Annotated in this window: 20 protein-coding genes; all 20 read left to right on the top strand. The window is 36.7% G+C overall.

Translation table 11 applies throughout. From position 1 onward, the window contains the following. The first annotated feature begins 85 nt into the window (after window positions 1-85). Window positions 86-1,162, top strand: coding sequence for a BMP family lipoprotein (locus F8162_RS09070; RefSeq protein WP_151632596.1), 1,077 nt, complete (start codon window positions 86-88; stop codon window positions 1,160-1,162). A gap of 118 nt (window positions 1,163-1,280) precedes the next feature. Continuing rightward, window positions 1,281-2,813, top strand: coding sequence for an ABC transporter ATP-binding protein (locus F8162_RS09065; protein WP_000456925.1), 1,533 nt, complete (start codon window positions 1,281-1,283; stop codon window positions 2,811-2,813). Further along, on the top strand, window positions 2,806-3,864 hold the full coding sequence (locus F8162_RS09060; RefSeq protein WP_144614485.1) for an ABC transporter permease: 1,059 nt from the start codon (window positions 2,806-2,808) through the stop codon (window positions 3,862-3,864). Before F8162_RS09065 ends, F8162_RS09060 begins: the two co-directional genes overlap by 8 nt. Then, the gene (locus F8162_RS09055) at window positions 3,865-4,824 is read left to right on the top strand and encodes an ABC transporter permease (RefSeq protein WP_151632594.1); all 960 of its coding nucleotides are present in this window, start codon (window positions 3,865-3,867) and stop codon (window positions 4,822-4,824) included. It begins immediately after the preceding gene. A 198-nt stretch (window positions 4,825-5,022) separates the two neighbouring features. Next, complete coding sequence (gene yfmF, locus F8162_RS09050; protein WP_151632592.1) at window positions 5,023-6,297, top strand: EF-P 5-aminopentanol modification-associated protein YfmF; 1,275 nt, start codon at window positions 5,023-5,025, stop codon at window positions 6,295-6,297. Beyond that, window positions 6,298-7,584 carry an EF-P 5-aminopentanol modification-associated protein YfmH gene (yfmH, locus tag F8162_RS09045; protein ID WP_151632590.1) on the top strand — a complete coding sequence of 429 codons (1,287 nt, stop codon included), beginning with the start codon at window positions 6,298-6,300 and terminating at the stop codon, window positions 7,582-7,584. A gap of 103 nt (window positions 7,585-7,687) precedes the next feature. After that, window positions 7,688-8,401 (top strand): elongation factor P 5-aminopentanone reductase, encoded by a 714-nt coding sequence (ymfI, locus tag F8162_RS09040; protein ID WP_151632588.1) that lies wholly within the window; start codon window positions 7,688-7,690, stop codon window positions 8,399-8,401. Window positions 8,402-8,476: 75 nt separating this feature from the next. Next, window positions 8,477-8,725, top strand: a complete 249-nt coding sequence (locus F8162_RS09035; protein WP_000114455.1) for a DUF3243 domain-containing protein — start codon at window positions 8,477-8,479, stop codon at window positions 8,723-8,725. 139 nt (window positions 8,726-8,864) lie between these two features. Beyond that, window positions 8,865-9,650: a DUF3388 domain-containing protein gene (locus tag F8162_RS09030; RefSeq protein ID WP_000574107.1), complete on the top strand. Its 786-nt coding sequence runs from the start codon at window positions 8,865-8,867 to the stop codon at window positions 9,648-9,650. 21 nt (window positions 9,651-9,671) lie between these two features. Then, window positions 9,672-10,583, top strand: coding sequence for a helix-turn-helix domain-containing protein (locus F8162_RS09025; protein ID WP_151632586.1), 912 nt, complete (start codon window positions 9,672-9,674; stop codon window positions 10,581-10,583). Window positions 10,584-10,646: 63 nt separating this feature from the next. Beyond that, a complete protein-coding gene (gene pgsA, locus F8162_RS09020) occupies window positions 10,647-11,225 on the top strand; it encodes a CDP-diacylglycerol--glycerol-3-phosphate 3-phosphatidyltransferase (RefSeq protein WP_151632584.1) in 579 nt (192 codons plus the stop codon). A 20-nt stretch (window positions 11,226-11,245) separates the two neighbouring features. Then, complete coding sequence (cinA, locus tag F8162_RS09015; RefSeq protein WP_151632582.1) at window positions 11,246-12,484, top strand: competence/damage-inducible protein CinA; 1,239 nt, start codon at window positions 11,246-11,248, stop codon at window positions 12,482-12,484. A 144-nt stretch (window positions 12,485-12,628) separates the two neighbouring features. Beyond that, window positions 12,629-13,660, top strand: coding sequence for a recombinase RecA (gene recA, locus F8162_RS09010; RefSeq protein WP_063260397.1), 1,032 nt, complete (start codon window positions 12,629-12,631; stop codon window positions 13,658-13,660). A gap of 480 nt (window positions 13,661-14,140) precedes the next feature. Next, complete coding sequence (gene rny, locus F8162_RS09005; protein WP_151632580.1) at window positions 14,141-15,703, top strand: ribonuclease Y; 1,563 nt, start codon at window positions 14,141-14,143, stop codon at window positions 15,701-15,703. Window positions 15,704-15,857: 154 nt separating this feature from the next. Further along, a complete protein-coding gene (locus tag F8162_RS09000) occupies window positions 15,858-16,652 on the top strand; it encodes a TIGR00282 family metallophosphoesterase (RefSeq protein WP_001221093.1) in 795 nt (264 codons plus the stop codon). Window positions 16,653-16,801: 149 nt separating this feature from the next. After that, window positions 16,802-17,062, top strand: coding sequence for a stage V sporulation protein SpoVS (gene spoVS / locus F8162_RS08995; RefSeq protein WP_000404341.1), 261 nt, complete (start codon window positions 16,802-16,804; stop codon window positions 17,060-17,062). A 58-nt stretch (window positions 17,063-17,120) separates the two neighbouring features. Continuing rightward, window positions 17,121-18,044, top strand: coding sequence for a dipeptidase (locus F8162_RS08990; protein ID WP_151632578.1), 924 nt, complete (start codon window positions 17,121-17,123; stop codon window positions 18,042-18,044). Between the two features lie 227 nt (window positions 18,045-18,271). Then, window positions 18,272-20,029, top strand: a complete 1,758-nt coding sequence (locus F8162_RS08985) for a 2-oxoacid:acceptor oxidoreductase subunit alpha (protein WP_151632576.1) — start codon at window positions 18,272-18,274, stop codon at window positions 20,027-20,029. Then, window positions 20,016-20,882, top strand: a complete 867-nt coding sequence (locus F8162_RS08980) for a 2-oxoacid:ferredoxin oxidoreductase subunit beta (protein WP_000190158.1) — start codon at window positions 20,016-20,018, stop codon at window positions 20,880-20,882. Before F8162_RS08985 ends, F8162_RS08980 begins: the two co-directional genes overlap by 14 nt. 429 nt (window positions 20,883-21,311) lie before the next feature. Continuing rightward, window positions 21,312-22,841 carry a tRNA (N6-isopentenyl adenosine(37)-C2)-methylthiotransferase MiaB gene (miaB, locus tag F8162_RS08975; protein WP_151632574.1) on the top strand — a complete coding sequence of 510 codons (1,530 nt, stop codon included), beginning with the start codon at window positions 21,312-21,314 and terminating at the stop codon, window positions 22,839-22,841.

The following is a 22,841-nucleotide window of genomic DNA, read 5'->3' as shown; positions in this document are numbered from 1 at the left end:
CCATTTTAGGGAGGTGACAGCAAGAAGTTAGGGACAGCAGCGTAAGAATAAAGATATATATATAATTTCAGGAGGGGTTTCTAGTATGAAGAAAAAAACAGGTCTTTTATTATCATTAACATTAGCAGCAAGCACGGTTTTAGGTGCATGTGGTAACTCGGATAAGGCGAGCAGTGACAAGAAAGAAGATAAAGAATTCAAAGTTGGTATGGTAACGGATGTTGGGGGCGTTGATGATAAATCATTCAACCAATCTTCTTGGGAAGGTTTGAAAAAGTTTGGTAAAGATAATGGATTAAAGGAAAAAACAAATTATCGTTACCTACAGTCTGAAAAAGAAGCAGATTATATTCCGAACTTAAAGAAATTTTCAAAAGATAAGTATGATTTATCTTTCGGAATCGGTTATAAATTAGAAGGTGCAATTAAAGAAGTTGCAAAAGAATCTCCAAAACAACAATTCGCAATCGTTGATACTGTTGTAGAAGCACCGAACGTAACAAGTATTACATTTAAAGATCATGAAGGATCATTCCTGGTAGGTGCGGTAGCGGCTATGTCAACAAAATCGAATAAAGTAGGATTTGTTGGTGGAATGAAGAGTGATTTAATTAGTAAATTCGAAAATGGATTTAAAGCTGGTGCAAAGGCAGTAAATCCAAACATTGAAATCGTATCTGAATATGCGGAAGCATTTGATAAACCTGAAAAAGGTACAGTTCTTGCATCAGCAATGTATGGTCAAGGTGTAGATGTAATTTATCATGCTGCTGGTGGTACAGGTAACGGTGTGTTCACTGAAGCGAAAAACCGTAAGAAAAAAGGTGAAAATGTTTGGGTAATCGGTGTTGACCGTGACCAAAACCAAGAAGGTATGCCTGAAAACGTAACATTAACTTCAATGGTAAAACGTGTAGATATCGCTGTTGAAAAAGTAGCACAAGAAGCGAAAGATGGTAAATTAAAAGGCGGTAAAGTAGAAGCGTTTGGCTTAAAAGATGACGGTGTTGGTATTGCAACAACAACTGACAACGTGAAAAAAGTTAACCCTGAAATTTTAACAAAAGTAGAAGAGTTTGAAAAGAAAATTACAGATGGTGAAATTAAAGTACCAGCTACAGATAAAGAGTATAAAGAATATGAAGCTTCTCTAAAAAAATAAATAGAGAAATAGCAAAGGTTAGTTCATAGAACTAACCTTTGTATGTATAAAACTTCCAAATTGCTTAATAAGTTAATAGTGTAATAGGGGAATGTTCCCTGTTAAAAGGAGGAACACAATGGAATACGTAATTGAGATGAATAACATTACGAAAGTATTCCCAGGCATTGTAGCGAATGATGATATTACGCTGCAAGTAAAGCAAGGAGAAATACATGCTTTACTTGGAGAAAATGGTGCAGGGAAATCCACATTGATGAATGTACTATTTGGTTTGTATCAACCAGAACAAGGTGAAATTAAAATTAAAGGAAAGTCTGTAAACATTACCAATCCGAATGTGGCAAATGACCTTGGTATTGGAATGGTTCATCAGCACTTTATGCTTGTTCATAATTTTACAGTTACGGAGAATATTATTCTCGGAAATGAACCGAAGAAAAAAGGGAAAATTGCTGTTGAGGAAGCTGCTAAAGAAATTCAAAAACTGTCTGAACAATACGGATTAGCTGTAGATCCATATGCGAAAATACAGGATATTTCAGTTGGTATGCAGCAGCGTGTTGAGATTTTAAAAACACTTTACCGAGGGGCAGAAATTTTAATATTTGATGAACCGACAGCTGTGTTAACACCGCAAGAAATTCATGAGCTCATTCAAATTATGAAAAAGCTTGTACAAGAAGGGAAATCTATTGTTCTTATTACACATAAGTTGAAAGAAATTATGGAAGTTTGCGATCGTTGTACGATTATTCGTAAAGGAAAAGGGATTGGAACGGTTGACGTTGCAAATACGGATGAAAATAAACTTGCAGAATTAATGGTCGGACGTCAAGTGAATTTTAAAACAGAAAAAATAGACGCGAAGCCAAAAGAAGAGGTACTTTCAATTGCAAACCTTGTTGTTCACGATGCACGTCAACTACCTGCTGTAAAAGGCCTTGACTTAACTGTTCGTGCGGGGGAAATTGTTGGAATTGCAGGGATTGATGGAAACGGACAAAGTGAATTGATAGAAGCAATTACTGGTTTACGAAAAGTTGAGTCAGGTTCTATTGCAATTAAAGGAAAAGAAATAACAAATTGGCCTGTTAGAAGGATAACAGAAGAAGGAATTGGTCATATTCCAGAAGATCGTCATAAACACGGCCTCGTTCTTGATTTTTCTGTTAGAGATAATATAGTTCTGCAAACGTACTATAAAAATCCGTTTTCAAAGAAAGGGATTTTAAATTTTAGTAAAATTACAGAAAAAGCAAAGGCACTTATTGAACAGTTTGATGTACGTACACCTAGTGAGCAAACGTTAGCACGTGCTTTATCTGGGGGAAATCAACAAAAGGCAATTATTGCACGTGAAGTAGACCGTGATCCAGATTTATTAATCGCGGCACAGCCAACACGTGGTTTAGATGTAGGAGCAATTGAATTTATTCATAAGAGATTAATAGAGCAAAGGGATAAAGGAAAAGGTGTATTACTTTTATCTCTAGAGTTAGATGAAATCTTAAATGTTAGTGACCGAATTGCTGTTATTTATGAAGGGAAAATCGTAGCAATTGTTGATGCGAAAGAAACGAATGAACAACAGCTTGGATTGTTAATGGCTGGAGGAACAAAGAAGGAGCAGGTGGGTACAAATGGCTAAAAAACTTTTAACAGAACGAACGATAAATATTTTAGTCCCAGTACTATCCGTTATTTTCGGCTTACTTGTCGGAGCAATTGTAATGCTAGTAAGTGGCTATGATCCAATAGTTGGTTATAGTGCACTTTGGACAGGGATGTTCGGTAGTCCAAGTGCAATCGGTGAAACGCTTCGTACAATGATACCGCTTATTCTTGCCGGCTTATCAGTGGCATTTGCATTTCGTACAGGTTTATTTAATATCGGGGTAGAGGGTCAATTACTAGTTGGTTGGCTTGCGGCAGTTTGGTTCGGTTATGCAGTTTCGCTACCAGCTGTTCTTCACATTCCGTTATCAATTTTATTTGCAGCATTGGTAGGTGGAATTTGGGGTTTCATCCCTGGATATTTAAAGGGGAAATTTCAAGTTAATGAAGTTATTGTAACAATTATGATGAACTATATTGCGTTATACGTAACATATGACATTATTAAGCGTTTCTTGCACGAAGGTAATGATAAAACGTACGACATCAAAGAGAGTGCGTCATTATCTTCAGACTGGCTTGCTACCATCACTGACGGTTCGCGCCTTCACTGGGGAATTGTTGTAGCAATTTTAATCGCTATTTTAATGTGGTTCTTATTAGATCGAACAACTTTAGGTTATGAATTAAAGTCGGTAGGATTTAATCAACATGCTTCCAAATATGCTGGTATGAAAGTTTCTCGCAATGTAGTATTCTCTATGACAATTGCTGGTGCATTTGCGGGGATTGGTGGAGCGATGGAAGGGTTAGGGACATTCCAAAGTATGACGGCGATGTCTTCGTTTACAGGAGTAGGATTCGACGGGATTGCCGTAGCCTTACTTGGAGGGAATAATCCGTTTGGTATTATCCTTTCAGCTTTATTATTTGGTGGTTTGAAAAGTGCTTCCCCTCAAATGAACTTTGAGGCAGATGTACCATCAGAGCTTATTAATGTGATTATTGCATGTATCATCTTCTTTGTTGCATGTAGTTATGTGTTAAGATGGGCGCTTACACGCATGAGCAAGGAGGGGAAATAAATGAGCTTTTTGGATATATTAGCCATTCTTGTGACGGGTACGTTATATACATCAGCACCTATAATTTTTACAGCACTAGGTGGTGTATTTAGTGAACGATCGGGTGTTGTAAATATCGGATTAGAAGGACTAATGCTATTTGGTGCATTTATTGGAGTTGTTACAAACTTATTAATGGGTGATACTTGGGGAACGATGACTCCGTGGATTGCGTTATTATTTGCGGCAATTGGTAGTGGGTTATTTGCATTACTTCATGCGGTAGCATCTATTACATTCCGAGCGGATCAAGTTGTAAGTGGTGTAGCGATTAACTTCTTAGCTCTTGGATTAACGGTATTTGCAATTAAGAAGATTTTTGATAAAGGACAGACTGACTTTATTCAGTACCGTATTGAAAAGATTGATATTCCAGGCCTTTCGGATATTCCGGTTTTAGGAAAAATATTCTTCTCTAACGTACCGATAACGTCGTATATTGCTATTATTTTAGCATTCGTTGTTTGGTATGTTATTTATAAAACACCGTTTGGTCTTCGTCTTCGTGCGGTTGGTGAGCATCCAATGGCAGCTGATACGATGGGGATTAACGTATATAAAATGCGCTATATTGGTGTTTGTATATCAGGTGTGTTTGCTGGAATTGGTGGAGCAATTTTTGCAATGTCAATTTCTAATAACTTCTCAGGGGCAACTATTACTGGACAAGGTTTCTTAGCATTAGCTGCTATGATCTTTGGGAAGTGGAATCCACTAGGTGCATTAGGTGCAGCGTTATTCTTTGGTTTTGCACAATCGTTAAGTGTAACAGGTGGAACAATTCCTGTATTAGATCAAATTCCGAGTGTTTTATTAACGATATTACCGTATGTATTCACAATATTAGCGCTTGTTGGTTTTGTAGGTCGTTCTGAAGCCCCGAAAGCGTTAGGAACGCCATATGAAAAAGGAAAACGATAAGTATAAAAAAGCTCGCACATTAGTGCGGGCTTTTTTACATAGACTATATTTAATACGGAATTTTACTATGTTCCTTACAAATGAAAGTTTTTAGAAAGAGCCTAATGTAAGTATAGTGAGGAAGAAAAGTTGATTTTTCATTTCTAAAAACTGTATATTGAAGAGGAATATTCCTACATACGTAAAGGAGGGCTATAAATGAAACTAATGGAACAACAGTTACATGAATTAGGTGGTTTGCGAGTACATATTATTCCAACTGATAAATATAAAACAAATACTTTTGTATTTCGTTTTAAGGCACCTTTAAATGAGGAGACGGTGACAGAGCGTGCCCTATTGCCATACGTATTGCAAAGTGCGACAGAAAAGCTTCCTTCTGTAATTCGTCTTCGTCAATATTTAGAAGAATTATACGGATCTTCTTTGGCAGTGGATGTAAGTAAAAAAGGAGAAGACCATGTTATCTCTATTTATGTAGACATTGCAAATGAAGTATATTTACATGATGCACCACCGTTATTTGAAAAAGCGCTTTCTATGTTATCGGATATCGTTTTACATCCAGCAACAGAGGGGAACGGTTTTCTACCTTCTATCGTAGAAAGTGAAAAGAGAGCGCTCTTGCAAAGAATTGAAGCTACGTATGATGATAAAATGCGCTATGCAAACGAGCGTTTAATTGAAGAAATGTGCAAAGTAGAACCGTATCGTTTAAGTGCAAATGGGAAAAAAGAGAGTGTTTCTTCTATTACAAATGAAAGTTTGTATCAATATTATCAAAAAGTGTTAGCGGAAGATGAAATGGATCTATACATTATTGGTGATATTTCAGAAAACGCAGTGGATCTTGTAAGTAAGTATTTTTCTATTTCGGCACGTCCTGCAAGGGAAAGAAATGTACTTCTTCATAAGAGAAATAATGAAGAAAAAGAAGTTGTTGAAAAACAAGAATTAAAACAAAGTAAATTACACATCGGTTATCGAACGTTTATTACGTATAAAGACGAAGATTATTTTGCATTGCAATTGTTCAATGGACTGTTTGGAGGATTTTCTCATTCGAAGTTATTCGTGAACGTTCGTGAAAAAAATAGTTTAGCGTACTATGCGGCATCCCGCTTTGAAAGTCATAAAGGCTTATTGTTTGTCATGTCAGGAATCGAAGCGGAAAATTATGAAAAAGCTGTTGAGATTATTAAAGAACAAATGTTAGCGATGCAAAATGGTGATTTTTCTGAAGAAGAGATGCATCAAACGAAAAGTGTTATTCAAAATCAAATATTAGAGGCGATTGATACACCACGCGGATTTGTGGAAATGCTGTATCATGGCATTATTTCAGACCGTACGCGTCCGGTTGAAGAATGGCTTACAGGCATTGAAAGTGTGACGAAAGAAGAGATTGTGAAAGTTGCTAAAAATATTGAACTAGATACAATTTACTTTTTACAAGGAACGGAGGGAGAATAAATGGAGAAAATTGTTTATGAGCAATTAAAAGAGACGCTCTATTATGAAAAACTTCCTAATGGATTAGATGTATATATTTTACCGAAGCAAGGATTTAATAAAACGTTTGCAACGTTTACGACAAAATATGGTTCTATGGATAATACATTCGTACCACTAGGTAAAGAAGAAATGATTCGTGTGCCTGATGGAATTGCTCATTTTCTTGAGCATAAATTATTTGAAAAAGAAGATCATGATGCTTTCCAACTGTTTAGTAAACAAGGAGCATCGGCAAATGCTTTCACATCTTTCACAAGAACAGCTTACCTTTTTTCATGTACATCAAATGTAGAACAAAATTTAAATACATTGTTAAACTTCGTACAAGAACCTTACTTTTCTGAAAAAACAGTTGAGAAAGAGAAGGGGATTATCGGACAAGAAATTCAAATGTACCAAGATAATCCAGATTGGCGCTTATACTTTGGATTAATTGATAGCTTGTTTGTAAAGCACCCAATTAAAATTGATATTGCAGGGACAATCGAGTCTATTAGTAAAATTACGAAAGACCTATTATATGAATGTTATGAAACGTTTTATCATCCGAGCAATATGTTACTATTTGTTGTGGGCGCAATTGATCCAGAGAAAACAATGGATTTAGTACGCGAAAATCAAGCGGAAAAAGATTATAAAAATCAGCCAGAAATTGTACGTTCATTTGAAGAAGAGCCAGATGAGGTAAATGAAAAGAAGAAAATTATTTCAATGCCTGTACAAACACCTAAATGTTTAGTTGGTATTAAAGCGACAAATTTAAAAGAAAAAGGGGAAGCCCTTTTAAAACAAGAAATTGCGCTTACGCTACTTTTAGATTATTTATTTGGGAAAAGCTCCGTTCATTACGAATCTTTATATAATGAAGGGCTTATTGATGATTCGTTCTCGTATGATTATACGGAAGAGAATAACTTCGGTTTTGCAATGGTTGGCGGCGATACGAAGCAACCTGATGAGCTGGAAGGGCGTTTGAAAGGTATTTTATTAAACACAAATTATGATCAATTAGATGAGGCGGCATTAGAACGAGTAAAGAAAAAGAAAATAGGTGGCTTTTTACGCTCCTTGAATTCACCTGAATATATTGCAAATCAGTTTACACGATACGCATTTAATGAATCGAGCCTGTTTGAAGCATTAACGGTGTTAGAAGGGTTAACTGTTCAAGATTTACAAGAAGTAGCGAAAACATTATTATCAGAAGAAAGAATGAGCGTTTGTCAGGTTTTACCGAAGAAATAAAAGGTTTTATAATAATACCCTCATCTTATCGTAGAGAAATGATAAGATGAGGGTATTATTTAGTTGTATGAAAATGAGTTTGTAGAGATAAGAGAGGGAATTTATGAAAAAGTATGCATTAGTAACTGGAGGGAGCGGAGGGATTGGCTCTGCTATTTCAAAACAATTAATTCAAGATGGATATACAGTATATGTTCATTATAATAACGGTGAAGAGAAAGTGAATGAGTTGCAGAAAGAATGGGGTGAAGTGATTCCCGTTCAAGCCAATTTGGCTTCTGCTGATGGAGCAGAGCAATTGTGGGGACAAGTTGAACAGCCTCTTGATGTTATCGTATATGCAGCTGGGAAGAGTATATTTGGACTCGTAACAGATGTAACGAACGATGAATTGGATTATATGGTAGAACTTCAAGTAAAGAGCATCTATAAACTATTATCAATGGCATTGCCATCTATGATTCAGCGGAGAAGCGGTAATATTGTACTTGTTTCGTCTATATGGGGCCAAATTGGTGCATCATGTGAAGTGCTTTACTCGATGGTAAAAGGTGCACAAAATTCATATGTGAAAGCTTTAGCAAAAGAAGTTTCATTAAGTGGATTAAGGGTTAACGCGGTGGCACCAGGTGCAATTGAAACGGAAATGTTACATGTATTTTCAGAAGAGGATAAGAATGAAATTGCTGAAGAGATTCCGTTAGGCAGGTTGGGATTACCAGAAGAAGTAGCAAAAACAGTGTCATTCCTCGTATCACCAGGTGCATCTTACATAACTGGACAAATTATCGGAGTAAATGGTGGTTGGCATTGCTAAAAATTTCTTACATAAAAAATGAAAAACTGTACAAATTAAGCATGATTCTATTACTAAGTAGTGAGGTGCTTAAACATGTCAGTTTTAGATAATTTTGATCAATGGAAGAGCTTTTTAGGAGAACGTTTAGAACAGGCATCAGGAAAAGGTCTTGATGGTGGTGCTGTATCAGATATGGCATTTCGTGTTGGAGATTATTTAGCAAATGAAGTAGAAGCGCGCAACGATCAAGAGAAATTATTGTCTGAGCTTTGGAAAGTTGCTGATGAACAAGAGCAACATACAATCGCAAACTTAATGGTGAAGTTCGTACAGCATAAGTAAAAAATAGAGAGGAGATTCTCCTCTCTATTTTTTTTGTATAATAATAACGCGGGTTAGATTATACATTTAGCTTCCCTATTAAGGTGAAATCATATAATATAGTACGTAGGTGTAAAGTAAGCAAGGGGAGTGATCTTGGATGATTGAATGGTATTTTGAATATGAAATACATAAAAACCGACCTGGCTTGCTTGGTGACGTTTCTTCGTTAATCGGTATGCTCGGCATTAATATTGTCACAATTAATGGTGTAGATAACGCACGACGTGGATTACTCCTTATGTGCGATAATCAAGAGCAAATCTCTAGACTTGAATCAATTTTAAATACGATGGATAACATAACGGTAACGAAATATCGTCCCCCAAAGCTAAGAGATAAGCTAGCGGTTAGACATGGTAGGTACATACAACGAGATGCAGATGATAAGAAGACATTTCGGTTTGTGCGTGATGAATTAGGGTTACTTGTAGACTTTATGGCTGAAATAATGAAAAAAGAAGGTCATAAACTAATCGGGATACGAGGAATGCCTCGTGTCGGAAAAACAGAATCCATTGTTGCCGCAAGTGTTTGTGCAAATAAAAGATGGTTATTTGTATCATCTACTCTTATTAAGCAAACGGTTCGTAGTCAATTGATTGAAGACGAGTATAGCGACGACAATATTTTCATCTTAGATGGAATCGTGTCAACAAAGCGTGCTAACGAAAGGCATTGGCAGCTTGTTCGTGAAATTATGAGATTGCCTGCAACGAAAGTTGTGGAACATCCTGATGTATTTGTGAGCCAGTCAGAATACACATTGGATGATTTTGATTATATTATCGAGTTACGTAACGATTATGACGAAGAAATTCAATATAATTTAGTAGATGAAATTGAGCAAGGTACGCAAAATAATTTCTCTATGTTTGACTTTTAAAGAAATATTGAGGTGTTAGTAGTGACAGAATTAGGACAAAAGCTGAAAGAAGCAAGAGGAACGAAAGGCTTGTCTATGGATCAGCTGCATGAGATTACAAAAATTCAAAAACGCCATTTAGTAGCGATTGAGGAAGGCAATTATGATGTATTGCCAGGAGCTTTTTATGCGCGTGCATTCATTAAACAATACGCAGATGCGGTTGGCTTAAATGGAGAGGAACTGCTTGTAGAATATCAGAGTACGATACCACAATCTGAAAAACGCGACGTTCCACAAGTATCAACAGGACAAAAAACGCAAGAAACAATGCAAAAATCTTCATCATGGCCAATTGCAGATCACATGCCGAAAATTTTAGTTGCGCTGTTAGTAATTGCATTTGGAGTGGTAATTTGGTTTGTTTTCCAAGTGTTAACTGGAAAAGGTGATGAGAAAGTTCCGAATGCTCAAAGTGAGAAAATTGAAGTTAAAAAAGCAGAAAACTCTCCGTTAGATACGAAGAAAGATGAAGTGAAAGCGGAAGAGCCGAAAAAAGAAGAGCCAAAGAAAGAAGAGCCAAAGAAAGAGGAACAACCAGCACAGCCAACTGGAAAAGAAGAAGTGAAAGTAGTTGGAACAACTGGTATAGTATCTACTTTGGAAATTCATAATAATAAAACATTAGAACTGGAAATATCGAGTAAAGGTGCGAGTTATGTAGATGTTAAAGATGATGCGGGGAATGTGATTCTAAACACTACAGTACAAGAGGGTCAAGTAGAAAAACATGATGTATCAACAGTAAAAGAAGTGCGACTTAATATTGGGAATGCAACGAATGTTGAAGTTAAACTGAATGGCCAAGTGGTCGCTTACCCATTGGATACTGGAAAAGAACTTCACCAAAGATTGGTGATAAAAAACCAAGGGATAGAGCAACCTGCACAATAACAGTCATCGCTTCGATGACTTTTTTCAATGAACAAATGTTTTTGATATGATGGAGGAATAGCTGTGAATTTACCAAATAAAATTACAATATCTAGAATCTTCTTAATTCCAATTTTTATGGTAATTATGTTAGCACCATTTGATTGGGGCTCATACACAATTGGTGATGTTGATTTACCAATTCAACATTTAGTTGGGGCACTTATCTTTATTATTGCTTCGGCTACAGATTGGATTGATGGATACTACGCAAGAAAGTATAATCTTGTAACGAATTTAGGAAAGTTCCTTGATCCGTTAGCTGATAAATTACTTGTTTCAGCAGCACTTATCACGTTAGTTGAGATGCAATACGTACCTGCTTGGATCGTTATTGTAATTATCAGTCGTGAGTTTGCAGTAACTGGTTTACGCCTTGTACTTGCTGGAACGGGAGAAGTAGTGGCAGCAAATCAGTTAGGGAAAATTAAGACGTGGACACAAATTATTGCAATTGCGGCGTATTTATTACACGATGTACCTTTAAATTTAATCCATATCCCAGTTGCTGATATCTTTATATGGATTGCATTAATCTTTACTGTTATTTCAGGGTGGGATTATTTCTGGAAAAATAGAGCTGCTTTTGTAAACTCAAAATAGAAGTTTATGGGGGAATTGGGATGAATGCTGAAATTATTGCGGTTGGAACTGAATTATTACTTGGACAAATTGCGAATACAAATGCCCAGTTTTTATCTGAAAAGTTAGCTTCAATCGGAATTAATGTGTACTACCATACTGTAGTTGGAGATAATAACAAGCGATTACAGCAGGCGATTGAAGTTGCGGAAGAACGTGCTGACATACTTATTTTCACAGGTGGATTAGGCCCGACAAAAGATGATTTGACGAAAGAAACGATATCTTCTAGTTTGGGTGAAGAGCTTGTGTATGACAAAAAGGCATTAGCATCGATAAGCGATTACTTTAAGCGTACAGGTCGCGAGTTCACAGAGAATAATAAAAAGCAAGCGCTCGTTTTGAATGGAGCAACTGTATTTGCAAATGATCACGGCATGGCGCCTGGTATGGGGTTAAATAAGAACGGAAAAGTTTATATTTTATTACCAGGACCACCGAAAGAGATGAAGCCGATGTATGTAAGTTATGTAGAGCCTTTTTTACGTAACTTTACAAAAGGAGAAAACATTTATTCACGTGTGCTTCGCTTTTTCGGGATTGGGGAATCTCAATTAGAAGTGAAAGTTCAAGATTTAATTGATGGACAAACGAACCCGACAATCGCCCCCCTTGCAAATGATGGAGAAGTGACACTACGTTTAACTGCTAAACATCAAAATGCTGATGAAGCGGCGAAACTCATTCAGTATACGGAAGATTTGATTTTAGAAAGAGTAGGAGAATTTTTCTACGGGTATGATCAAGAGTTTCTGCATGATAAGGCGATAGAGTTATTGAAGAAAAAAGGATTAACTTTAGCGTGTGCAGAAAGTTTAACCGGTGGTCTCTTCGGCAATCAAGTGACAGAAAATGCTGGTGTGTCTTCAGTATTTAAAGGCGGTGTCATTTGTTATCATAATGATGTGAAGCAACATGTTTTACATGTACCTGTGGAAGTGTTGTCTACTGATGGTGCAGTTAGTAAAGAATGTGCTCGTTATCTTGCTGAAAATGTTAAGGGCTTATTAAACGCGGATATCGGAATTAGTTTCACTGGGGTAGCAGGACCGGATGCTTCGGAACATAAAGAGCCGGGAACAGTATTCGTTGGATTGGCGATTAAGGATGAACCAACTGCAGTCTTTCCTCTTCATTTAAGTGGAAGTCGTCAACAAATTAGGGAACGTTCGGTGAAATGTGGATTTTATCATTTGTATAAAAAGCTAGAAGAGATATAAGTCTCTTCTAGCTTTTTTTAATACTTAAATACAGTTTTGTTTAATGGAAAATAAAAAAATCGAATAAATGTTCGATTTTTGTTGGCAAATTGAATTGAAAATAGGTATAATAAGATTAGCAATTCAGTTAAGGAGGAATTTTGAATGAGTGATCGTCAAGCAGCGTTAGATATGGCGTTAAAACAAATAGAGAAGCAATTCGGTAAAGGTTCAATTATGAAATTAGGAGAACAAGCGGAGCGTAGAGTTTCTACAATTTCAAGTGGTTCTTTAGCACTTGATGTGGCACTAGGGGTAGGCGGATACCCACGTGGCCGTATTATCGAAATTTATGGACCAGAAAGTTCAGGTAAAACTACAGTTTCATTACACGCAATCGCTGAAGTACAGCGTCAAGGTGGACAAGCAGCGTTTATTGATGCGGAGCATGCAATGGATCCTGTATATGCACAAAAATTAGGCGTTAACATAGATGAATTACTATTATCACAACCTGATACAGGGGAGCAAGGACTAGAAATCGCAGAAGCACTTGTACGAAGTGGTGCGGTTGATATTATCGTAATTGACTCTGTAGCAGCTCTTGTACCGAAAGCTGAGATCGAAGGAGACATGGGTGACTCACACGTAGGTTTACAAGCTCGTTTAATGTCTCAAGCACTTCGTAAACTGTCAGGTGCAATCAATAAATCAAAAACAATCGCAATCTTTATTAACCAAATTCGTGAAAAAGTTGGGGTTATGTTCGGGAACCCAGAAACAACTCCAGGTGGTCGTGCGTTGAAATTCTATTCAACAGTTCGTCTTGAAGTACGTCGTGCGGAGCAATTAAAGCAAGGTAACGACATCGTTGGTAATAAAACGAAAGTAAAAGTAGTTAAGAATAAAGTAGCACCACCATTCCGTGTTGCTGAAGTTGATATTATGTACGGAGAAGGTATTTCAAGAGAAGGTGAAATCTTAGATATGGCTTCTGAACTTGATATCGTTCAAAAGAGTGGTGCTTGGTACTCTTATAATGAAGAGCGTTTAGGACAAGGTCGTGAAAATTCGAAGCAATTCTTAAAAGAGAATACGGATTTAAGAGAGGAAATTGCCTTCTTTGTTCGTGATCATCACGGAATTGGTGAAGACTCTGGTGTGGAAGACACGGAAGATTCAAATCTTCAAGATTAAAAAATAAAAGACACGGTCCCGTGTCTTTTATTTTTAATTATTATGAAAGCGTTGTATATCGTTGGAGAGAAAATATTTAATCTGCATAAAAGGCTATGTATAAAGAGGAATATATGCATGTTTTATATGAATAAACTGGAATTTACTAAGGTTTTCCAGGATAATATGCTGTCTGCTTTTTAAATTCATATATGAATTAGGGCTGAAGGTAAAGAAAGTAAAAGTAGACAACGCTTGACAATGAAAATTGCGATAGATACAATGAGAATGTATATTTTTTCTTATATACGAAACACTCTTCTCAAGAAGAGAAGTAATATTCGGAGTAAGACTTAAATCTTGCCGAAATAATAATATGACATTTTAATTGTGAAATGAAGAAAGTCCCTTAAAAAGCGGGACGACGGTCTTTGCTGTATGTTGGTATTCAATGTACATGCCGACAGTCTTTTTTCATTCATAGCAAGGGGAGGTGAAATCATGAGTAGTACAGTTTGGATACTCATCTCCATTTTGCTTGCAACAGTCGGTGCAGTTGTTGGCTTTTTTGTTCGAAAGTCTATTGCTGAAGCGAAGATTAATGGTGCAGCTAATGAAGCGAAACGTATTCTAGACGAAGCGAATCGTGAGGCTGAAGCACTTAAGAAAGAAGCGCTTTTAGAAGCAAAGGATGAAATTCATACACTTCGTACAGAAGCTGAATTAGAAATTCGTGACCGTAGAAGCGAATTACAAAAACAAGAAAATCGTTTAATGCAAAAAGAAGAGAACCTTGATCGTAAAGACGAAACGCTCGATAAACGCGAGCTACAGTTAGAAAAGAAAGAGGATTCTCTTGTAGCGAAACAACAACAGATTGAAGAGTTGGAAAGCAAAGTGGGAGAGTTAGTTCAAAAGCAACAAACAGAATTAGAGCGCATTTCCAATCTGACACGCGAACAAGCGAAAGCAATTATTCTTGGTAAAGTAGAAAGTGAAGTTTCTCATGAAATTGCCGTAATGGTAAAAGAAAGTGAAGTTCGTGCGAAAGAAGAAGCGGATAAGAAAGCAAAAGAGATTTTATCTCTTGCAATGCAAAGATGTGCAGCTGATCATGTTGCTGAAACGACCGTTTCGGTTGTAAATCTTCCAAATGACGAAATGAAGGGACGTATTATCGGACGTGAAGGTCGAAATATTCGTACGTTAGAAACGTTAACAGGTATTGACCTAATTATCGATGATACACCAGAAGCGGTTATCCTTTCTGGATTCGACCCAATTCGTCGTGAAACAGCTCGTATCGCTCTTGATAAACTAGTACAGGACGGACGTATTCACCCAGCGCGTATTGAAGAGATGGTCGAAAAATCAAGACGTGAAGTGGACGAGTATATTCGCGAAGTCGGAGAGCAAACAACGTTTGAAGTGGGTGTTCACGGATTACATCCAGATTTAATTAAGATTTTAGGTCGTTTAAAATACCGTACAAGTTACGGACAAAACGTCTTAAAACACTCTATGGAAGTTGCATATTTAACTGGACTTATGGCAGCAGAGCTTGGTGAGGACGAAAAACTAGCGAGACGTGCTGGTCTATTACATGATATCGGTAAAGCGATTGACCATGAAGTAGAAGGTAGCCACGTTGAAATTGGTGTTGAACTCGCAACGAAATATAAAGAGCATCCTGTAGTTATAAACAGTATTGCATCTCACCATGGGGACACAGAACCAACTTCTATCATTGCAGTTTTAGTTGCAGCAGCAGATGCATTATCAGCTGCAAGACCTGGAGCTCGTAGTGAAACTCTTGAGAACTATATTCGTCGTCTTGAAAAGTTAGAAGAGATTTCAGAGTCTTATGAAGGCGTAGAAAAATCTTTCGCAATTCAAGCAGGACGAGAAGTTCGTATTCTGGTAAAACCAGATACAATTGATGATTTAGAAGCTCATCGTTTAGCTCGTGATATTCGAAAACGTATTGAGAATGAACTGGATTATCCAGGACATATTAAAGTAACTGTTATTCGTGAAACACGTGCAGTGGAATACGCAAAATAAAGTGGTGAAACACCACTTTATTTTTTTGTGTTGGAATTGGTTAAAATAAAGGGAATTAGTATACAAGTGAAACAAACTTATAATACATATATTGTAAGGGAATCACTTGAAGCTTTAGTAATAAAAAATGTAGTACATAGGAAGGGTAAGACATATGAGAATATTATTTGTTGGGGATGTAGTAGGATCTCCTGGTAGAGGTATGATTCAACAATACGTACCGGCATTAAAAAAGAAATATACACCTACAGTAACCATTATTAATGGAGAAAATGCAGCAGGTGGACGTGGAATTACGGAAAAAATATATCGAAACTTTTTAGAATGCGGGGCACAAGCGGTTACACTTGGAAACCACGCTTGGGATAACCGTGAAGTATTTGAATTTATTGATGACGCAAAATATCTTGCAAGACCAGCTAACTTCCCAGAAGGAACTCCAGGAAAAGGACTTATCTTTGTGAACTGTAATGGAACAGAAGTTGCAGTTATTAACTTACAAGGACGTACATTCCTTCCTCCGATTGATTGCCCATTCCGTAAAGTGGATGAATTAATTAACATTGCAAAAAAACGTACGAATATTATCTTTATTGATTTTCATGCGGAAACTACAAGTGAAAAACAAGCGTTAGGTTGGTATGTAGATGGTCGTGCTACAGCAGTAGTGGGTACACATACACATGTTCCTACAGCAGATAATCGTATTTTACCAAGCGGAACCGCATATATCACAGATGTTGGTATGACAGGACCTTACGATGGGATTTTAGGTATGGATCGAGAAGCGGTATTGAAGAAGTTTTTAACAAACTTACCAGTACGATTTGAAGTGACAAGTGGTAGAACACAATTAAGTGCAGTGTTAGTTGATGTGGATCCTAATACAGGAAAAGCTAAGAAAATTCAGCGTATCTTAATTAATGATGATCAGCCATTTTTTGAGTAATTCCTGGATAGATTTTAGAAAAGTTATTATTTTTTAATTTTTTAGAAAAATTACAGAAATTTAGCAGGAATACGCGTCATTCCTCGTGAATATAAGTTAAAGTGAAATAATTGCTAATACTTTTTATAGAAACGAGGAGGAAACGCGGAATGGAAATATTAAAAGTTAAAGCAACGTCGGTCCCTAATTCTGTAGCTGGTGCACTTGCAGGTGTTATTCGCGAACGCGGAACAGCAGAAATTCAAGCCATTGGTGCAGGTGCATTGAACCAAGCGGTAAAGGCAGTAGCAATTGCAAGAGGATTTGTAGCGCCTAGTGGTTTGGACCTGATTTGTATCCCAGCGTTTACGGATATTATGATTGATGGGGAAGAGCGTACAGCAATAAAATTAATTGTAGAACCTCGTTAAGTTTAAACAACCTGTTTGCAGTATGCAAACAGGTTGTTTTTATAATGGAGGAATGGAAATGAAAATTTTTGATGCTCATTGTGATGTACTCTTTCAGATATGGAATGCACAGGGGAAAAAGGATTTTAAAAACGATCCGCAATTACATATTACATTTGAACAGTTAAAGAAAAGAAAAGGAAGTATACAATGCTTTGCTATATATGTGCCAGAAACGGTGCTATATGAAAAACGATTTGAAGCGGCATTACAAATGATAGATATTTTTTACAATGAAATTTTATCATTACCGGGTGTGAAGTTTATTCAGACAAAAGATGATATTAACATGTTAAAACAGGACGAGATTGGAGCGATATTAACACTAGAAGGATGCGAAGCAATTGGAAAAGATACAATGAAATTACGGTTGTTTTATCGCCTAGGAGTACGTTCTTTTGGACTAACATGGAATTATGCCAATTTATTAGCTGATGGTGCGCTAGAGACACGTGGGGCGGGTTTAACGACCTTTGGTAAATATGTTGTACAAGAACTTAATGAGTTACATGTATGGACTGATGTGTCTCATCTGAATGAAAGAAGCTTTTGGGATGTGATAGAAATTGCAAAAAATCCTATTGCTTCCCATTCAAATTGTACGAAACTTTGTCAGCACCCACGTAATTTAAACGATGAACAACTTAGGGCTCTTATAAAGCGAAATAGCATGATCGGTGTTACTTTTGTACCACAGTTTCTAACGAGTGAAAAACAAGCGAATATAGCAGATATAGTAAAACACATCGAATATATCTGTTCATTAGGTGGAGAGAACAATGTAGGGTTTGGTTCGGATTTTGATGGGATATTAGAAACAGTTGTAAATGTATCAGCGTATGGAGAGTATGAAAATGTAATTAATGAGCTTTGTAAACACTATGCTGCATCTACTGTAGAGCGATTTTTATATGATAATTTTGTTGAACATATAAGCTTTTAAGATTTTCGGTTTGAAAATACAGAAAAATCAGAATAAATTCATTTGATATTATTGCTTTTTTTAAGACCTAATACTAGAATGAAAAACAAAATAGCTTTATACTAAAGATTCAGGGAAATCAGAAGAGGCATAATTTGCGTCCGTTGTAGTTTATTTGTATAAAAAATGCTAAACTATTACTGTAAAAAAATACACTACAATGAATGCAGCCAAAAGGGGTGTAGGAGATGATTAGTCAACTTTCATGGAAAGTTGGAGGCCAACAAGGTGAAGGAATTGAAAGTACAGGAGAAATCTTCTGTATTGCATTAAACCGATTAGGATATTACCTATACGGTTACCGCCACTTCTCATCACGTATTAAAGGCGGCCATACAAATAATAAAATTCGTGTAAGTACAACAGAAGTACGCGCGATCTCAGATGATTTAGATATTTTAATTGCTTTTGATCAAGAAACAATTGACTTTAACTTCCACGAACTACGTCCAGGCGGAATTGTAGTTGCGGACGCGAAGTTTAATCCAACAATTCCTGACAATACAGATGTAAATCTATATGTGATACCGTTTACAGATATTGCTTCAGAATTAGGCACATCATTAATGAAAAACATGGTTGCTGTTGGGGCATCAAGTGCGGTATTAGGATTAGATGAAACAGCTTATTTAGATGTTGTTGAAGAGATCTTTGGTCGTAAAGGAGAACAAGTCGTTCAAAAGAATATGGACGCAATTAAACGTGGCTCTCAATATATGAAAGAGTTGCTAGGTGAGAAAGTGAACATGATGCAGCTTGAAAAAGCTGATGGTAAGAAACGCATGTTTATGATTGGAAACGATGCAATCGCATTTGGTGCGGTAGCTGGTGGTGCTCGCTTTATGTCTGCATATCCAATAACACCTGCATCTGAAATTATGGAATACTTAATTAAAAAATTGCCAAAAGTTGGTGGGACAGTAATCCAAACTGAGGATGAAATCGCAGCTTGTACAATGGCAATCGGTGCAAACTATGCTGGTGTTCGTACATTAACTGCATCTGCTGGTCCGGGTCTATCTTTAATGATGGAAGCGATTGGTTTAGCGGGTATTACAGAAACACCATTAGTCATTGTTGATACACAACGTGGTGGTCCAAGTACAGGATTACCAACGAAACAAGAGCAGTCGGATTTAATGGCGATGATTTACGGTACGCACGGTGAGATTCCAAAAATCGTAATGGCGCCAAGTACAGTTGAAGAAGCTTTCTATGATATTGTAGAAGCATTTAACCTAGCTGAAGAATATCAAGTACCTGTTATTTTCTTAACGGATTTACAGCTTTCTTTAGGAAAACAAACTGTAGAACCGCTTACGTTAGATAGAGTGGAAATTCGTCGCGGTAAGCTTGATTTAGAAGCGGAATTACCAGAACGTGAAAATAAAGCATACTTCAAGCGTTATGAAGTAACAGAAGATGGCGTTTCACCGCGTGTTTTACCTGGTATGAAAAATGGTGTTCACCATGTTACAGGTGTAGAACATGATGAAACTGGTAAACCATCTGAATCAGCAATAAACCGTAAAGATCAAATGGACAAACGTTTCCGTAAAATGGAGAACTTGAAGTTTAATACCCCTGTCTATAAAAATGTTAAGCATGAAGAAGCGGACGTATTGCTTGTTGGATTTAACTCAACTCGTGGTGCGATCGAAGAAGCAATGGAGCGCTTAGAACAAGAGGGTATGAAAGTAAACCATGCTCATGTGCGTTTAATTCACCCGTTCCCAACAGCTGAAATCGATCCACTTGTGAAAAATGCGAAGCGTGTTGTAGTGGTAGAAAACAATGCGACAGGTCAGCTTGCTAACATTATGAAAATGAATCTTGGTAACGGTGAGAAAATTTCTAATCTTTTAAAATATGATGGGAACCCATTCTTGCCGAAAGAGATTTACAACGAATGCAAAAAAGGGGTTGTATTAAATGGCAACATTTAAGGACTTTCGTAACAGTGTAAAACCAAACTGGTGCCCAGGTTGCGGAGACTTCTCGGTGCAAGCTGCAATTCAACGTGCGGCAGCTAACGTTGGCTTAAATCCAGATGAACTTGCTGTTATCTCCGGTATCGGCTGTTCAGGTCGTATTTCAGGTTATATTAATTCATATGGTGTGCATAGTATTCATGGTCGTGCCCTTCCAATTGCACAAGGTGTGAAAATGGCAAATCGTGATTTAACAGTTATCGCATCAGGTGGTGACGGTGATGGATTTGCGATTGGTATGGGACATACAATCCATTCTATTCGTCGTAACATCGACATTACGTACATCGTAATGGATAACCAAATTTACGGATTAACAAAAGGGCAAACTTCACCGCGTAGTGAAGCTGGATTTAAAACGAAAAGCACACCACAAGGTTCAATTGAACCGTCACTAAATGTTATGGAAATGGCTTTAACAGCTGGTGCGACATTTGTGGCGCAAAGCTTTTCAAGTGATTTAAAAGAATTAACACAAATTATTGAAGCTGGTATTAACCATAAAGGATTTTCATTAATTAACGTATACAGCCCATGTGTTACTTACAATAAAGTAAATACTTACGATTGGTTTAAAGAGAATTTAACAAAACTAAGTACAGTAGAGGGATATGATCCATCTAATCGCATGATGGCTATGCAAACGTTAATGGAAAATAACGGATTAGTAACAGGTTTAATATATCAAAATACAGCGCAACCTTCATACCAAGAACTTGTAAAAGGTTATAGTGAGAAGCCTTTAGTGCAAGCTGATTTAAATATGGATCAGAAAATGTTTGATGAACTTGTTGCTGAATTTATGTAATATAAGAAGAGGAGGTTGCCATTTGGTAACCTTTTTTTATGAGTAAAAAATATATGGTAGTTTTATTTACTTAGAAAATTCAGAATGGTAAAATAATATATAAATCGTTGTATGAAAATGGAGAGTTCATTGCTGATGAAATGTAAGATCAGACAGAGCCTCTTTCTTGTTAAAATTGGCGCAACGCTTCATACTATGGTAATGTTTATAGGGATAAAGCAATATGCTTTTGGATAGGACAAAAAGAAGTATGAAAAGGGAATGTCTATTTGTGTGGGGAAGACTTCATTTTTATGAATGATTAGATTGATTACTCAAGTTTCAAAGGACAAGTTATCTCTCAAGCTATCTAACCATTTTTGAGGTGAGTCAAAGCGCATTAAAATGGACTATAGAGTGTGTATAGTTAAGGGTGAAAGGAGATTACCGATGAACGAGCAACAACGATTAGCAAGTCAACAAGCAAATTCCTCTACGAAAAAAGAAGAGAAAGATTATAGTAAATACTTTGAAAGTGTATACCAACCACCTTCCTTAAAAGACGCGAAAAAACGAGGGAAAGAAGAAGTTAAAATTGAACGGGATTTTGGCTTACCTAAAGAATTTCGTAATTTTGGTACAGGAAGAAAGTTCTATATTCGTACATATGGTTGTCAAATGAATGAGCATGATACGGAAGTAATGGCGGGTATTTTCACCGCACTTGGATATGAGCCAACCTTTTCAACTGAAGATGCAGATGTAGTTTTATTAAATACTTGTGCAATTCGTGAAAATGCTGAAAATAAAGTGTTCGGTGAACTAGGTCATTTAAAGTCATTAAAAAGAAGAAATCCGGACCTTTTAATTGGTGTATGTGGTTGTATGTCTCAAGAAGAATCTGTTGTAAATAAAATTATGCAAAAAAATCAGCATGTAGATATGGTGTTTGGAACGCATAATATTCATAGATTGCCGTATATTCTAAAAGATGCAATGTTCTCGAAGGAGACGGTAGTTGAAGTTTGGTCAAAAGAAGGGGATGTAATTGAAAACCTTCCGAAAGTACGCCGTGGTGATATTAAAGCTTGGGTAAATATTATGTATGGCTGTGATAAGTTCTGTACATATTGTATCGTGCCGTATACACGTGGAAAAGAGCGAAGCAGACGTCCAGAAGATATTATCCAAGAGATTCGCCATTTAGCTGCGAATGGTTATAAAGAAATTACATTACTTGGCCAGAACGTAAATGCATATGGTAAAGACTTTGAAGATTTTGAATACGGACTTGGCGATTTAATGGACGAACTCCGTAAAGTTGATATTGCCCGTATTCGTTTTACAACGAGCCATCCACGTGATTTCGATGATCACTTAATTGAAGTGCTTGGAAAAGGTGGAAACTTAGTAGAACATATTCACTTACCAGTTCAATCTGGAAGCACAGATATGTTAAAAATTATGGCGCGTAAATATTCACGTGAGCATTATTTAGAACTTGTAAGAAAAATTAAAGAAGCAATTCCAAATGCAGTATTCACAACTGATATTATCGTTGGTTTCCCAAATGAAACAGATGAGCAATTTGAAGAAACGATGTCGTTATATCGTGAAGTCGGATTTGATACTGCCTTTACCTTTATTTATTCTCCGCGCGAAGGTACACCAGCTGCAAAAATGAAAGATAATGTACCGATGGAAGTGAAAAAAGAACGTCTTCAACGCTTAAATACACTAGTAAATACGTTGGCAATTGAAAACAATAATCGTTACAAAGGTCAAATTGTAGAAGTGTTAGTTGATGGGGAAAGTAAAAATAATCCAGAAGTACTCGCAGGTTATACTCGTACGAATAAACTTGTAAACTTCGTCGCTTCAAAATCTTTAATTGGTCAGCTTGTGAAAGTAAAAGTAACGGAAGCAAAAACTTGGTCTCTTAACGGGGAATTAGTTGAAGAGCCGATTGAGGTGGAATAA

Origin of the sequence: Bacillus sp. CH140a_4T (assembly GCF_008923725.1) — a bacterium.
Taxonomy (GTDB): domain Bacteria; phylum Bacillota; class Bacilli; order Bacillales; family Bacillaceae_G; genus Bacillus_A.
This window is presented reverse-complemented; position numbering and strand designations above follow the sequence as displayed.

Excerpts from the sequence above, each read along its gene's own strand:
- F8162_RS09055 (WP_151632594.1), top strand. The coding sequence starts at position 3,865 with ATGAGCTTTTTGGATATATTAGCCATTCTTGTGACGGGTACGTTATAT.
- miaB (WP_151632574.1), top strand. The coding sequence starts at position 21,312 with ATGAACGAGCAACAACGATTAGCAAGTCAACAAGCAAATTCCTCTACG.
- yfmH (WP_151632590.1), top strand. The coding sequence starts at position 6,298 with ATGGAGAAAATTGTTTATGAGCAATTAAAAGAGACGCTCTATTATGAA.
- F8162_RS08980 (WP_000190158.1), top strand. The coding sequence starts at position 20,016 with ATGGCAACATTTAAGGACTTTCGTAACAGTGTAAAACCAAACTGGTGC.
- F8162_RS09035 (WP_000114455.1), top strand. The coding sequence starts at position 8,477 with ATGTCAGTTTTAGATAATTTTGATCAATGGAAGAGCTTTTTAGGAGAA.
- F8162_RS08985 (WP_151632576.1), top strand. The coding sequence starts at position 18,272 with ATGATTAGTCAACTTTCATGGAAAGTTGGAGGCCAACAAGGTGAAGGA.
- F8162_RS08990 (WP_151632578.1), top strand. The coding sequence starts at position 17,121 with ATGAAAATTTTTGATGCTCATTGTGATGTACTCTTTCAGATATGGAAT.
- spoVS (WP_000404341.1), top strand. The coding sequence starts at position 16,802 with ATGGAAATATTAAAAGTTAAAGCAACGTCGGTCCCTAATTCTGTAGCT.
- yfmF (WP_151632592.1), top strand. The coding sequence starts at position 5,023 with ATGAAACTAATGGAACAACAGTTACATGAATTAGGTGGTTTGCGAGTA.
- ymfI (WP_151632588.1), top strand. The coding sequence starts at position 7,688 with ATGAAAAAGTATGCATTAGTAACTGGAGGGAGCGGAGGGATTGGCTCT.
- cinA (WP_151632582.1), top strand. The coding sequence starts at position 11,246 with ATGAATGCTGAAATTATTGCGGTTGGAACTGAATTATTACTTGGACAA.
- F8162_RS09070 (WP_151632596.1), top strand. The coding sequence starts at position 86 with ATGAAGAAAAAAACAGGTCTTTTATTATCATTAACATTAGCAGCAAGC.
- F8162_RS09060 (WP_144614485.1), top strand. The coding sequence starts at position 2,806 with ATGGCTAAAAAACTTTTAACAGAACGAACGATAAATATTTTAGTCCCA.
- rny (WP_151632580.1), top strand. The coding sequence starts at position 14,141 with ATGAGTAGTACAGTTTGGATACTCATCTCCATTTTGCTTGCAACAGTC.
- F8162_RS09000 (WP_001221093.1), top strand. The coding sequence starts at position 15,858 with ATGAGAATATTATTTGTTGGGGATGTAGTAGGATCTCCTGGTAGAGGT.
- F8162_RS09065 (WP_000456925.1), top strand. The coding sequence starts at position 1,281 with ATGGAATACGTAATTGAGATGAATAACATTACGAAAGTATTCCCAGGC.
- recA (WP_063260397.1), top strand. The coding sequence starts at position 12,629 with ATGAGTGATCGTCAAGCAGCGTTAGATATGGCGTTAAAACAAATAGAG.
- F8162_RS09030 (WP_000574107.1), top strand. The coding sequence starts at position 8,865 with ATGATTGAATGGTATTTTGAATATGAAATACATAAAAACCGACCTGGC.